Raw genomic sequence first — 13,388 nt, forward strand, 5'->3', positions numbered from 1 at the left:
ATAATTTTTAACAAGACTCCGCAGACTTAATCCCTGATTGAACAGCCCCACCGTCTCCTCACATGAAATTTCGCTTCTCCAAATGTCTGACTCACGGATAATTGTGTCCGGTTTACGGTATAAGTGATTGGTATTGAGTCCTGTGTCAATGTACCTTCGAAGTGTTGAAAGCACATAACACAAATACACAGAACGAAAATTTACTGACAAAATTAATTTCAATAGTATGAACAACAGCATAAACTTCCTCCGCCGTCATTTCCTGGGTATAGCTTTAATATTTGCCGCATTGAGTATCGGCGGACTGAATACCGTCAACGCACAAACTAAGGATGCCTCATTTGATCATGTGAAACAGATCAAAGCGGGTGTGCTGGATGTGGGATATGTAGAAGCAGGGCCGGCTGACGGAGAACCGGTAATATTGCTTCATGGTTGGCCATATGATATTTACAGTTATAAAGAAGTATCTGATATCCTGGCGGCCAAAGGATTCAGGGTATTGATACCTTATCTGCGTGGTTATGGTACGACCCGGTTTTTGTCGGCAGCTACACCACGTAACGGACAACAATCAGTGGTGGCCGTAGACATCATCGAATTTATGGACGCACTGAAAATTAAAAAAGCAGTAGTCGGTGGTTTTGACTGGGGCGCACGTACTGCTGATATTATGGCCGCCCTCTGGCCTGAACGTGTAAAAGGACTGGTATCGGTAAGTGGTTACCTGATCGGTAGTCAGGCGGCTAATAAAACACCTTTACCTCCTAAAGCAGAATTGTCCTGGTGGTATCAGTTTTATTTCGCGACAGAACGTGGTCGTGCAGGATATGAGGCAAACACCCATGACTTTAATAAGCTGATCTGGCAGACTGCCTCCCCAAAATGGAATTTCAGCGATGCAGTGTACAACCAGTCAGCAACTGCATTTGATAATCCGGATCATGTGAAGATCGTTATCGATAACTATCGCTGGAGACTTGGTCTGGCTGAAGGAGAAGCAAAGTATGATGATCTGGAAAAGAAACTGGCTGCATCACCTGATATTACAGTACCTACCGTTACATTGGAAGGCGATGCCAATGGTGCGCCACATCCCGATCCTGCAAAATATGCTGCTAAGTTTAAAGGCAAATATGCACATCATACACTTACCGGCGGTGTAGGACACAACCTTCCGCAGGAAGCACCGCAGGCATTTGCAGATGCAATTATTGAAGTGAATAATTTTACAAAATAGGTTTCATATATACGTTGGATATAGCACACAAAAAGGAGTTCGCTGATAAAGTGGATTCCTTTTTATCTTAAAACCAGTTAACTACCAGCGGCTGATTCAGATAAAACAGGCGATTTATGAATATAATCACTCGTATTTAAATTATTGATAAAAAAAGCTGCCAGCTGTTTTCGGCTCATTTTAAACGGACGGGGTCTTTTATTGTAGTTGACCACCAGCGTACCTGAAGCTTGGTCATTGTTAAGTGCCACTGGTCTGGCAATCGTCCAGTCAAGATCCGATTCCCTTAATAATTGCTCCTGTGCATTGTGGTCTGCAAATACAATACTGAAATTCGTGATTTTTATAATCAGCCGCATAAACCAGGGTGCATATTTATAAGAATCTCCTACACCAATGGATGATAACGACAGTATCCGCTTTATACCATATTCCCGCATACAAAGGATCGCATTCTTTATACTCTTTTCCAGTACATGCGGCGCATCGATTTTTTTGAAGGAAAAACTCTCTTCCTGCGAAAGTGCACTTAATAAATTGATCACATACCTGCAATTTTTCATCGCCATACGTACCTCTTCAATATTGGCAGGCGAGCCCTTTATTATGCGGAGCTTATCTGATTGGATGGTTATTTTTTCCGGATTGCGAACAAGCACCGTTACATGATATCCCTGTTGAATCGCATACGCTGTTGCGATCAATCCTGTCCTGCCGGTTGCGCCAAATATTAATACCCTGTTTTCCATTTTTTCTTTTGATAGTTGATTGTTTCCTTGCGTAAGTATGTCTGATTCTGTCTACGTATGAACTGACCTGCTTTCCCCGGATAACGACGCAAAACTATTTATATTTGCTGATCGCCTGTAAGCACTAAACTTTGGGTAAGCGCTAACAAAAAGATAAGTAACGATAACTGTTATCAAATGGAAGAGAATTGTCACCAGGATAAGATCTGCTCCAGTAAGGATCTACTTGCTGTCCGCGATGCATTGGATGTGTTGAGTGGAAAATGGAAATTGCAGATATTGATTAGTCTGCTGAATGGAGCCAGACGTTTTAAGGAAATTGCCCGTGATATAGAAGGGATCAGTGATAGAATGTTGTCGAAGGAATTGAAAGAACTGGAAGCCAATCAGCTGGTCGAAAGAAAAATGTATGATGCTTTCCCACCCGTTGTTGAATATAACACGACTGCACATACCAGATCTCTGCATACTGTTATTTATGCATTGAAAGAATGGGGATATCTGCATAGAAAAACCATCCTGGAGAATTGATTACGTCCGATATTTGAAAAATGAAACTCATTGACAAACTCGCCTGGATTGAAATAAAAGACGGCGCCATCCTCTCCACGAGAAGTTATGGTAAGGATAAATACTATATTCCCGGAGGAAAACGAGAAGATGGTGAGACCGATGCACAGGCATTATGCAGGGAAATAAAAGAAGAATTGAGTGTTGACCTGCATATAGCCACACTGCAATTGGTAGGTATCTTTCAGGCACAGGCGCATGGACATACAGCAGGCATTGAAGTAAAAATGACATGTTATACGGCTGAATATTCAGGTGAGATCAGCGCTGCTGCAGAAATTGAGGAAGTCAGATGGTTACAGTACATCGATAAAGACAAGATTTCCGAAGTAGATAAATTGATATTCGATTTTTTAAAAGAAAAGCAACTGATTCGTTGAGCAATGATACGGTTGTTCCGGGTATTATCTTAATATTTTAGTTATTCGCTCTGTTTCAACAATATTATACCGGTATTACACAACGGTTCATGCTAAATACGTAAGAATGAATAGCTGCGCAATACCGGTATAATAAAGACTGACACTGTATCAGCGTTGAACGGTCACACGTAAGAATGTTGCCGGAATAGAGGTCTTATCCGGATCTTTACTCCTGTTCTCCCGAACGAATAATTCTTCCAGTTCCTTTTGCAGCTCTGTTGCCTTACCATTTTTTTCTGCAGCATCGAAAGCGTTCATTGTGGGACCATAATACAGCCTGAATTGTTCTACAAATGAGGCGGCAGGGAATGGCGCCTGGAAGGTGTAGGTATCCCTGATAAAGGAGATGTTATCCGCAGAAATACCCGCCTGACCAAACCGTTCTTTTACGTTGTCTTCTATTCCCCATAAAACGGGACTGATAAAGCCTTCCGGTGGAGGAGGCGTATAAGCAGCACTGACCTTCAATATCTGTGCTACCAGGGTTGGGTCGCCAGGTATCCAGTTGCCCATTACAATCCTTCCACCGGGTCGTGTTACCCTTACCATCTCTTTTGCCACATCAAATGGTTTCGGGGCAAACATGGCACCGAAAATGCTTACAACGAGGTCAAAGCTGGCATCCGCAATTCCTTCCAGATGAGTAGCATCTCCTTCCAGGATACGAATATTAGTCAGACCCTCTTCCTCGATACGCTTATTCCCTGCGGCTACCAGGTTTCGGGCAATATCTACTCCTAATACCCTGGCGCCAAGACGGGCCGACGGAAGGGCAGTAGTGCCATCACCACAACCAAGATCAAGTACGTCCATACCTGGTGTAATGTCGAGTTTTGAGATCAGTTCGGTGCCGCTTTCACGCATGGTTGCTGCAAGGCGTGTAAAGTCTCCCTTTTCCCATAGTGCTTTGTTGGGATTTGTGGTGTTTTGCATAGAGGTTGCGTCGCTCATGAGAGTTGCAGTTTTGGGGGTTGAAAATGTGTGGGGTCTCAAAGAGGTAGTAAACAAACCAGTGTAAATGAGGAATGAGGTTGTGAAGGTACAAAGTTTGTTACAAACAGGAATACCCTGTGTAGTAAGAGTCGTCTGAATGAAGACATTATTATATATTTATAAAATTATTATTATATAAATTGAAGTATTATATTTGAGTATGTATAGAACAACTGTCCTGAAACTGCTATTTCCCCTGTTGCTGTCGTGCACCGAAGTACCGGAAAAAAAGACCGAATTGGAACAGTTGCCCGTTTACACGGATGATTCACTGATGAGTCCTCCTGATACAACTATTACTGTTAGTACATCCAGCATCAAGACAGGCACAACGAATCCGGATGAACTATTAGCCTTTTCCAAAACATTGAAAGGTATTCCGTATAAATATAGTTCCACAGATCCCCGCAGAGGATTTGACTGTTCAGGATTTATAACCTATGTGTTTAATCACTTTAAAATAGATGTGCCAAGAACCTCGGCGGGTTTCACCAATGAAGGGGAAACAGTCTCGCTTGCTGAAGGAAAACCCGGTGATCTTATTCTGTTTACAGGCACCGACAGCACCATAAGGACCGTCGGACATATGGGCATCATCACACAGGCAGATGATAGCGTTGTATTTATACATTCTACCTCCGGTAAGGCGAATGGGGTAACTGAGACGACATTGAACCCATATTATATGGGAAGATTTGTAAAGGTAATCAGGGTTTTTCCCCATCACTAAATTGTGGGAAGGGCTAAAGACGATTATCTTTAGCACTCATCGTATACTCAAAAGGTGTCTTACATTGATCCAGAAAACTTTCCGGATCTTCAATATCTTCTTTTTTAAAAAAGCTGAGCAGTCCGGCGTGATCATTATTCAGTAAGTAATAGAATTCAATCATCGTCGTAGCTAATGCTAATATTGGCACAGTAGATACCTCTGCTGCCTCATCTGTTATATCTTCCTCCGCTTGTTCCCAGTTGGGAAATGTTTTGGACAAGTTTTCTAAAAACAAGGCATACCCCTTCGCATAGTATTGCACAAGTAATGTGCTGTATTCCTGCAGTAACCGATAAAAATCTGCCTCCTGTAGTGTGGAATGCCTGATCCTGTCCCATCCCACAGATAGGAGCGGAACATCAATTGTATCATCGACAGGATGATTGATCTCTCTCGCTATCCGCGATAAGATATCCTGATAACATTCATCTGTCAGCAGTTTTTTTAATTGATTTGGATCCATAAACTAAGCTGTTATCCGAAGTGATATATCTGCCCCTAAAAACGCATATTTAAAGATAACAGAAATAGGTATATACTATATCCGGGTATGCAGGATAATCTCGTATGTACTGGTGTATATTTGCTTTAACAAGGCTTTGCTATTGATTTGATAGGTATTATCCTTCGTTCAGACTGCGTTGCGCAACGAAGGATTAACGAAGGATAACAAATATGAGATTAATAACTGACCGATGCCAGAATATCAGAATTGATCCGGAGAAATACACCACGACCAATGGTAAAAATGAAGCAGTCAGGCAGCTTGCCGGCCTGGAACAAGGAAAGTAAGGCATAAAAATTGTAAAGTATCCTAGTACAACCGCGAACTATCATAACCCGTTTTCTACTTAAACACAATCAAAGTGATGAAAAACCTATTACTCATTCTTACTGCCAGTGCTACACTTGCGCTGTATGCATGTTCCGATGACAATGAAGGATCAAATGACCCGAAGTATCCGCCTGTTGAAACGCAGGATCCTAATACGGATTATCAACCGGCTTTCCAGGGGCAAACGAGGGCCGCAGGTGTACGTACAAGCACCCGCCTGGATACCACCGTCATTACCTCTTCATTGACAGGTCCCTGGAGTGTCAAAAGTCTTCCGGATGGCAGATTCCTCGTTACTGAAAAAAGAGGCGTTCTGCGTATTGTTACGCAAACCGGTACCGTTGGTGCAGCAATCAGCGGATTACCTGCCGTAAATTCAAATGGTCAGGGTGGTCTGCTGGGTCTGACGCTTGATCCTGCATTCGCCACAAACCGCATGGTATACTGGACATTTTCTGAAAATGTCGCTGGTGGTACCGTTACAGCCGTAGCAAAAGGCCGTCTGGCAAATGACGAGAAAGCAATAGAAAATGCAGTAGTCATTTATCGGGCTATCCCTGCATATAATGGAACACTGCATTATGGCAGCCGCATCGTGTTTGATGCACAGGGTAATCTCTTCGTAAGTACCGGAGAACGTTCTGATCTGGCTACAAGACCATTGGCACAGTCCACCACCGCAGCCCTTGGTAAGATCGTACATATCACTAAAGATGGTCAGCCGGCTCCTGGTAATCCTACCTTTGGAGAAGCCGGTTTACCAGAATTATATACTATCGGACATCGTAATCCGCAGGGTCTGGCTATTCATCCCGTTACCGGCGACTTGTGGCAGGCAGAACATGGTCCACGTGGTGGTGATGAAATAAATCACATACAGGCAGGAAAGAACTACGGTTGGCCTACAATCACTTATGGCATCGAATATAGTGGTCAGAAAGTGGGAGATGGGATCCAGCAAAAAGAAGGACTTGAGCAACCTGTTTACTACTGGGATCCTGTCGTATCGCCTAGTGGTATGACTTTCTATGGTGGCGACAGGGTACCTGAATGGAAGAATAACCTGTTTATCGGCGCATTGAGTGGTCAGCATATCGTACGACTTGTTATTGAAAATAATAAGGTTGTAGGCGAGGAAAGACTGCTGGGTGGAGAAGGGCAGCGTTTTCGGGATGTGACACAGGGTGTAGACGGCGCGTTATATGCCGTGACAGATCAGGGTAGATTATATAGACTGGATAAAGCCGAATAATACAGGAATCTCTTATCGGGCGGTTGTCAATCGCATACTACTATACATACCGCGTGCATGTTGCTTATAAATAGCGGCATGCACGCGGTGTTTATTGAACCCCTTAATTACCTTTTTACACCAGGAACAGAATACATTGTTGTCCATCACGATATACCAGATATTTGAACTTTTAAACAAAGAATTTTGGACTTCTGAATAAAGTCAGGTCTGTTGGATTGCTTTAAATTTGTACCTATTAATCATCTTGTTATAAATATTACAGGCATGAATCAGGCAATTGTGTTGATCAATGTATTTACAGTAGCGCCGGAGAACCAGTTACGCCTCATAGACTTGTTAACAAAGGCTACAGAAGAAAGTGTGAAGTTTATTGAAGGCTTTATTGCGGCTACCTTACATAAAAGTGTAGATGGTACAAAAGTCACGATGTATGCACAATGGCGCAGCAGGGAAGATTATGAGAATATGCGAAAAAATGCCGTTGCTTCACCTTATTTAGAAGAGGCATTGCAGTTCGCGCAATTCGATATGGGGATGTACGAGATCGTTCGCCAATTTGAAGCGGAACAACCTTGATCCGGACTATTGCGTCGATCCGGATAGAAGGTGCTTCGCATTATTCCCTCACTTTTCTCAAAAATTTTTAGAAAGCTTTTTTTGATTTCACATTTGCATAGCAATCAATGATGATTGTTATATATACAATAGTTAATCCCCGGAAGATATGAATAAGTACGTAGGTCTTTATCCATGAGGTACTCATCTTACTTTGCACAATAGTGTAACAGTTGTAGGTTTAAGCGTATGGTCCGGTAGTCTTGCCGGACCATTTTTTTTAATTGAACACTTCGCTATAAGGTGAGGAATCAGTGGAATGGCTACGACAAAACACGATTTGACAACGTCGGGCAATTACTCTTAACTGAAATTTGCAGCTGTTAAGCAATACCAATAAGCAATGCAACAATCAGTAAAATTCTCAAACAGGGCCTGGGAAGTTGCGGCAGATCTTTATCTGCCGGACAACCTTGATAAAACCAAAAAGCATACAGCAATTATTTGTGTTCATCCGGGTAGCAGCGTAAAAGAACAGACGGCAGGTCTCTACGCGGCTAAACTATCGAAGGAGGGATTTATAGCAATCGCCTTTGATGCTTCTTTTCAGGGGGAAAGCGGCGGTATGCCCCGTTACCTGGAAGATCCTGTGACCCGTGTGGAAGACATCCGTTGTGCGGTGGACTATCTGACTACTGTAGACTTTGTAGGTAGTGAACGTATCGGTGTACTAGGGATTTGTGCGGGTGGTGGTTACGCGGCAAATGCAGCCCTTACGGAAAGACGTATCAAAGCGGTTGTGTCTGTTTCTCCTACGAATATCGGTCGCGCTTACAGAGAAAACAGTACAATAGCAACACTGGAAGCAGTCGGCCGACAACGTACGGCAGAAGCAAACGGAGCAGCTGCCTTGATTACACCGTGGACGCCGGCGTCTGCAGCAGCTGCAAGGCAGGCTGGGTTGACAGATGCGGATCTGCTGGAGGCAATAGATTATTATAGAACCTCCAGGGGAGAACATCCGAATGCCAACAATCAGCTGCGCTTTACCAGTATCAGTTCCATCATGGCATTTGATGCTTTCCATCTGGCAGAATATTTATTAACGCAGCCTTTACTGGTGATAGTGGGAGATAGGGTCGGTTCATTCGGCGCTTACAGAGATGGCTTTGAGCTGTATAATAAAGCTGCGTCAAAAGATAAAAGCATTCATACCGTAAAAGGAGCTGGCCATTACGATCTTTATGATCAACCGGCAGCGACAACGGAAGCAGTTGGGAAAATTGTTCCCTTTCTGCAGAAAGCTCTTTCGGCGGAATAGCAATCAGTTAGTGCAAAAGGGATTACCCTGTTAACGGGTAATCCCTTTTGCTTAAATTTACAGATCAGCCGTTTATGAATAATATTCAAACGATATCAGCATTTCACCGTTTATTATCATTACCAGCTCCTACACATCCGCTGGTGAGCGTGGCGCGTCTGCAGGATAGAAAATCCGCTAACGATGATATCTGGCAACCCTTTTCTGTTGATTTTTATACGATATCCCTGAAAAGGGAGGTCCGGGCCAGGATGAAGTATGGTCAGCAGTATTATGATTTTGACACCGGGATCATGAGTTTTACTTCACCCAGACAGGCGCAATTACTTGAAATGGTAGATGAAAGTACAGCTGGTCCTCAATTTGGGAAAGGGTTTGTACTCATGTTGCATCCGGACTTTTTAAGACGACATCCCCTGGCGACGACTATCAGAAATTATGGTTTCTTCTCTTATGCCGTGAACGAATCACTGCATCTTTCTGCACAGGAGGAGCGGAACATTATAGACGTTTTCAGAAAGATAGAACAGGAGGGAAAGCATATTGACAAACATACACAGCCGGTGATGCTTTCACAGATAGACTTACTCTTGAATTATTGTAATCGCTTTTATGAACGGCAGTTCATCACCCGTAAAGCGGTTAACAGTGATTTACTAATGAAGCTTGAACAGCTCCTGGATAAATGGTTTGAAACGAATGATGATTTTAAGCGATCACTTCCTACGGTGGAATATCTTGCAGGTAAATTAAACTTGTCTCCGCATTATCTGACAGATATGTTACGCGCGTTGACTGGACAAAGTACCCAGGCACATATTCATGAGAAGCTGATTGAAAAAGCGAAAGAAAGATTGTCAACGACTACACTTTCCGTCAGTGAGATTGCCTATGAACTTGGTTTTGAGCATCCACAGTCTTTTAGTAAGTTGTTTAAGGCGAAGACAGCATTGTCTCCTTCAGCATTCAGGGAGTCTTTTAGTTGAGCTAAGGGCTTGCGTTAGTCGTAGTTACAGCTGATTTCTTAACAAACCGTGTAACATAAATTTTTGACCGATATGAGTAAAAGCGCCGGGGATATTAATCTCCGGCGTTTGCTTTTAGATGGTCACCTGTGGATATAGCATCTATTCAATATTATGCTATTGTTACATCGACTACTATTTTTTCGTCACAGACCAGGCTTACTACCTCATTCAACTTGAAGAAATTACTTTCGTCCGGATGTACCTTCAGTTTGTAATTTTCGCTGGAGAAAAACGTATTGAAATCTTCCATTGAAGAGAAGTAGATGTCAGTGACACCATCGTATTGAGGCGCGGGAAAACCTGCTACTTCGGTAGGATGGGAGACAACATATTTTTTAACGTACTTTTGAGATTCAGGAATGGACATAAATAACGGCGCATGATGCTGACGATGGTAATTAATGAAATCTTCTTTACTCATACCATCAGTCCGGCGGATTAGAAATGTGAATTTCAGCATGTTTTTTATTTTAAATGCAAAGCTATTTTTAAGCTGACTGGCAGTCAATACCGGACAATTTTATGCGGGTATTTTTACTAACACCTCTTTCACCTAATTTTATAAATTCATGTATAAGAAGAAAACACCCATTCAAATAAATTGTGGTCTACATTTCTTTAAAGAATTATTGAATGGGAAATGGAAGTTGATGCTTATTTATTATGTGTCCCAGGGGTTTCACCGCCCCAGTGAATTACAACAAAAGATACAGAATGGTGATCGCAGAGTACTGGATAAGCAGTTAGGGGAACTGGTGAATCATGGTTTTTTGGAAAAACAGGTATACAATACAAAGATGCCTAAAGTGGAATACAAGTTGACGCCATTAGGTAATGACTTAGTTCCGCTTATTATAGTGATGGAAAAATGGGGAGAGGAACACAGGGAGGATCTTGAAAAAGGATTGAAGAATGATCCTAAGTTTACGGACGTTTTGTAAAAAGGTGCTGACTTCATTGGCGAAACGATTGAATATATTTTAAAGCTTACTTGAAAGCCGTACTATCGCCTTCATTAATATAGGGAATATTGCTGGAATTCAGACAGTGTTGAACTTTTAATGGACAGGCGCTTTCTGCGTATCATAGTGCTTCAGTTCATCAGGCAGCCAGGAAGGATAGGTGCTTACTTTTTCCTTCACATGATCTGACACAGGTACTTTCCAGATATCGAAGAATTGTGTAAGATTGGTTTTGGTTACATCGCAAATAGTCAGGAACCAAAGGTTTCGCTTGTCTTCCTGCGATTGAGGGTATTGTTCCTTCGGCATAGCCCTGTATTTTGTAAAAGTATCCTCTATACTTTGCCAGCCAAACTGCTGTATGAGCTCTATGTACATGCAAAGCGCCAGAAAGGGATCCTGACCCCACTTTTCAAAGGATGGGTTGTTTTGCAGGTAGTTGTTGATCTTTTTCAATACAATTTCTTTACTGGCAATTTCTTCGTGATTGTAGATGCCTTTGTGCAGTACTTTATTATAAACATGCATGGTGAACAGGTTTACCGTAACTTCCTGTAATTCGCCAAAGTCAATGCCCCAGAACTGATGACGGTGTCCTAATTCGTGGAACAGTCCCCAGGAGCCGTTAGCGCGAACCTGGGATTCATCCAGCATCAATGCACAACTTTGATCATCCGGCACGATGATGCGCTCTGGCGCTGTGTACATGTAACCATATGCGACATCCTGGTCTACGACTACTCTTTCGGGATGGGAACGGATACGGGATATCCTGGCCAGATCGGCATCTGCATCCATTACTTCGTTCCAGAACTGCATAAGTTTCACCGGATTATCCAATTGGCGGATGCGGTAAGCAGGTACAGTAAGGATGATTTTATCTGTGGCCAGTTCAGCCCAGGGAGCCGGGTTGTTACGAATGCTATTTATCCAGGAGGCTTCACTGGTCTGACCCAGTTTAAAGTAGGGCGCCTTGACAACACCTGTTACGGTAATGGTGATCTCTTTGAGTGTAGTGGTATCACTAACATTGAGCTGCAGTAGTCCTCCAAAAGGGGAGTAGATAAGTGTAGTGTCATTGTCCAGTGAGAAGGTGCGTACCATATTTTCGGCACTACGGGTCAGTTGGGTGAGGTCCGCCAGGTCATCATTGTGTACCCCTATCTGTGCTTTCAGATGCTGTGTTTTGTCTTTACTTTGCAGTATAACCTTCACTTCCGTGCCAGGCGGTACATACAGTCCTGTAGGATGTGGTCTGAAGTAGATGGCGGTAGGTTCCAGCAAACCTTGTGTCCCTACCTGCACCGGTACCGTGATACTGGTGGTAATGCGGGTAGCGGTATCCGGTACAAGGCCGGGAAAGTAACGGGCGCCTGGAGATACTGCATGTTTATCGTCGATAAGAGAACGCGTCTTCCCGAAAAAACGGCGGGTAAGATGATAACGTACCTTTTCTTCCGTATTTGACAATATTAGCGGATTTTGCGGTGTGGGAATTGTCAGGGTATCCGGCACCTTATATTGCGCTTTAAGGGTCTGCAGAACAGCGGCGTTAATATCGTTATTTTCGAACAACAGGTCCACAGTAGGCTGCACGATATACTTATCGGTAATATCATCAACGATGCCGGTAGACGGGCGTTTCAGCAAAGGGAGCATACTGGACAGATGGAGATAGTCAGGTACACTATCTAAGATCAGTTCCTTATTTTGATAAGTACTATAAAAGGCCATGTTTATATCATAGAGACCGGCTTTTGCCAACAGCGTATTGATACCGGCATTCTGTATGGTACCGGGAGCAGCAAGCATTTTATAATATATTTGCTCATAAGGAGACACCTGTATGAGCGTGCCTCCATTACGTACAAAGGTTTCCAGGGTTTTGAGTGTATCTTTATCAGTTACATCTGTTTCCAGGTAGATAATATCAGTATTTTTTTCTATACCTGCGTTGCTTATGGGGTAGGTACTTATATGACGCTGAGATGCCAGTTGCAGGAAGGAGCTGTCTGCACTTGTATAAAGGCCCATTTTGGGGCGTTTACGACCATTACCCGCCCATATGAACATGTTTTGCACCAGTTGCTGTACGTTGGCGTCATGAAGCAGATCTTTATGTAAATAGGCGCCACTGCCAAAGGCAATGAGCTTACCCTTGCCGAGTGGAGCAGCTGCGATCACATTCAATTTCACAGGCATCTCAACATCAAGGTTGGCGACGGCGATATTTTCTGCAGCATCATTGAACGCGAGCAGGACAAACACGACGTGAGAGGTATCCGGCAATGGCAGGTGCTGTACGTTTTTGAGCAGTAAAGGTTTGTATAACGTTTGTGCGGTGACACGCTGGGGAGATAGGGTGAACAACAGGTATAATATAAGTACAGGCACACTGGAAAGCTTCATCGGGTTATTTTTAGGTAAAATACAGGAACAAAATTGTATAAGCAAGTGCGGAAGTCCGTTAAGTTCGACTTTAGGTAGTGGGAGTTATTGATGTCCACCTATTATGTTACTATCCCCAACACACTACAAAGGCAACTTATGGAACGACATCAGGTTTAATCGGACAGAATAACATCTTCCCACGGTAGGCTCAACCTTTATTTTAATCTCCTGCAATCAATTTTATTATTAAAGGATCAGTCAGCAAAGGCAATCGGAAATACATTATTAGTGTAAT

At 43.0% G+C, this 13,388-nt stretch carries 14 protein-coding genes; 9 read left to right on the top strand and 5 right to left on the bottom strand.

What is annotated here, in order from left to right; genetic code table 11:
* Positions 1 to 226 precede the first annotated feature (226 nt).
* Positions 227 to 1,240 carry an alpha/beta fold hydrolase gene (locus CPIN_RS12580; protein ID WP_012790178.1) on the top strand — a complete coding sequence of 338 codons (1,014 nt, stop codon included), beginning with the start codon at positions 227 to 229 and terminating at the stop codon, positions 1,238 to 1,240.
* Between the two features lie 77 nt (positions 1,241 to 1,317).
* Here the strand turns inward: CPIN_RS12580 and CPIN_RS12585 are convergent, their stop codons facing one another.
* A complete protein-coding gene (locus tag CPIN_RS12585; protein ID WP_012790179.1) occupies positions 1,318 to 1,989 on the bottom strand; it encodes an NAD(P)H-binding protein in 672 nt (223 codons plus the stop codon).
* Positions 1,990 to 2,166: 177 nt separating this feature from the next.
* Between CPIN_RS12585 and CPIN_RS12590 the strand changes: the two genes are divergently transcribed.
* A complete protein-coding gene (locus tag CPIN_RS12590; RefSeq protein ID WP_012790180.1) occupies positions 2,167 to 2,520 on the top strand; it encodes a winged helix-turn-helix transcriptional regulator in 354 nt (117 codons plus the stop codon).
* A 20-nt stretch (positions 2,521 to 2,540) separates the two neighbouring features.
* Complete coding sequence (locus CPIN_RS12595) at positions 2,541 to 2,939, top strand: NUDIX hydrolase (RefSeq protein ID WP_012790181.1); 399 nt, start codon at positions 2,541 to 2,543, stop codon at positions 2,937 to 2,939.
* A 150-nt stretch (positions 2,940 to 3,089) separates the two neighbouring features.
* Here CPIN_RS12595 and CPIN_RS12600 read toward each other — a convergent pair whose 3' ends face one another.
* Positions 3,090 to 3,932: a class I SAM-dependent methyltransferase gene (locus tag CPIN_RS12600; RefSeq protein WP_012790182.1), complete on the bottom strand. Its 843-nt coding sequence runs from the start codon at positions 3,930 to 3,932 to the stop codon at positions 3,090 to 3,092.
* Between the two features lie 202 nt (positions 3,933 to 4,134).
* Here CPIN_RS12600 and CPIN_RS12605 point away from each other — a divergent pair, with 202 nt between their 5' ends.
* Complete coding sequence (locus CPIN_RS12605) at positions 4,135 to 4,704, top strand: C40 family peptidase (protein WP_012790183.1); 570 nt, start codon at positions 4,135 to 4,137, stop codon at positions 4,702 to 4,704.
* Positions 4,705 to 4,717: 13 nt separating this feature from the next.
* Here the strand turns inward: CPIN_RS12605 and CPIN_RS12610 are convergent, their stop codons facing one another.
* Positions 4,718 to 5,209, bottom strand: a complete 492-nt coding sequence (locus CPIN_RS12610) for a hypothetical protein (RefSeq protein WP_012790184.1) — start codon at positions 5,207 to 5,209, stop codon at positions 4,718 to 4,720.
* A gap of 406 nt (positions 5,210 to 5,615) precedes the next feature.
* Between CPIN_RS12610 and CPIN_RS12615 the strand changes: the two genes are divergently transcribed.
* The 4 genes from CPIN_RS12615 (at position 5,616) to CPIN_RS12630 (ending at position 9,698) form a co-directional block, all read left to right on the top strand.
* Positions 5,616 to 6,833, top strand: a complete 1,218-nt coding sequence (locus tag CPIN_RS12615; RefSeq protein WP_012790186.1) for a PQQ-dependent sugar dehydrogenase — start codon at positions 5,616 to 5,618, stop codon at positions 6,831 to 6,833.
* A 267-nt stretch (positions 6,834 to 7,100) separates the two neighbouring features.
* Positions 7,101 to 7,412 (top strand): antibiotic biosynthesis monooxygenase family protein, encoded by a 312-nt coding sequence (locus tag CPIN_RS12620; protein WP_012790187.1) that lies wholly within the window; start codon positions 7,101 to 7,103, stop codon positions 7,410 to 7,412.
* A 382-nt stretch (positions 7,413 to 7,794) separates the two neighbouring features.
* A complete protein-coding gene (locus CPIN_RS12625; RefSeq protein WP_012790188.1) occupies positions 7,795 to 8,712 on the top strand; it encodes an alpha/beta hydrolase in 918 nt (305 codons plus the stop codon).
* A gap of 74 nt (positions 8,713 to 8,786) precedes the next feature.
* Entirely contained in the window at positions 8,787 to 9,698 is a 912-nt protein-coding gene (locus tag CPIN_RS12630; protein ID WP_044218524.1) for a helix-turn-helix domain-containing protein, read from the top strand.
* A gap of 151 nt (positions 9,699 to 9,849) precedes the next feature.
* Here the strand turns inward: CPIN_RS12630 and CPIN_RS12635 are convergent, their stop codons facing one another.
* Positions 9,850 to 10,200: an EthD domain-containing protein gene (locus CPIN_RS12635; protein ID WP_012790190.1), complete on the bottom strand. Its 351-nt coding sequence runs from the start codon at positions 10,198 to 10,200 to the stop codon at positions 9,850 to 9,852.
* A 109-nt stretch (positions 10,201 to 10,309) separates the two neighbouring features.
* Here CPIN_RS12635 and CPIN_RS12640 point away from each other — a divergent pair, with 109 nt between their 5' ends.
* On the top strand, positions 10,310 to 10,681 hold the full coding sequence (locus tag CPIN_RS12640; protein WP_012790191.1) for a winged helix-turn-helix transcriptional regulator: 372 nt from the start codon (positions 10,310 to 10,312) through the stop codon (positions 10,679 to 10,681).
* Between the two features lie 117 nt (positions 10,682 to 10,798).
* Here CPIN_RS12640 and CPIN_RS12645 read toward each other — a convergent pair whose 3' ends face one another.
* Positions 10,799 to 13,111, bottom strand: a complete 2,313-nt coding sequence (locus CPIN_RS12645; protein WP_012790192.1) for a M60 family metallopeptidase — start codon at positions 13,109 to 13,111, stop codon at positions 10,799 to 10,801.
* Positions 13,112 to 13,388: the final 277 nt, after the last annotated feature.

Origin of the sequence: Chitinophaga pinensis DSM 2588, from assembly GCF_000024005.1 — a bacterium.
Lineage (GTDB): Bacteria > Bacteroidota > Bacteroidia > Chitinophagales > Chitinophagaceae > Chitinophaga > Chitinophaga pinensis.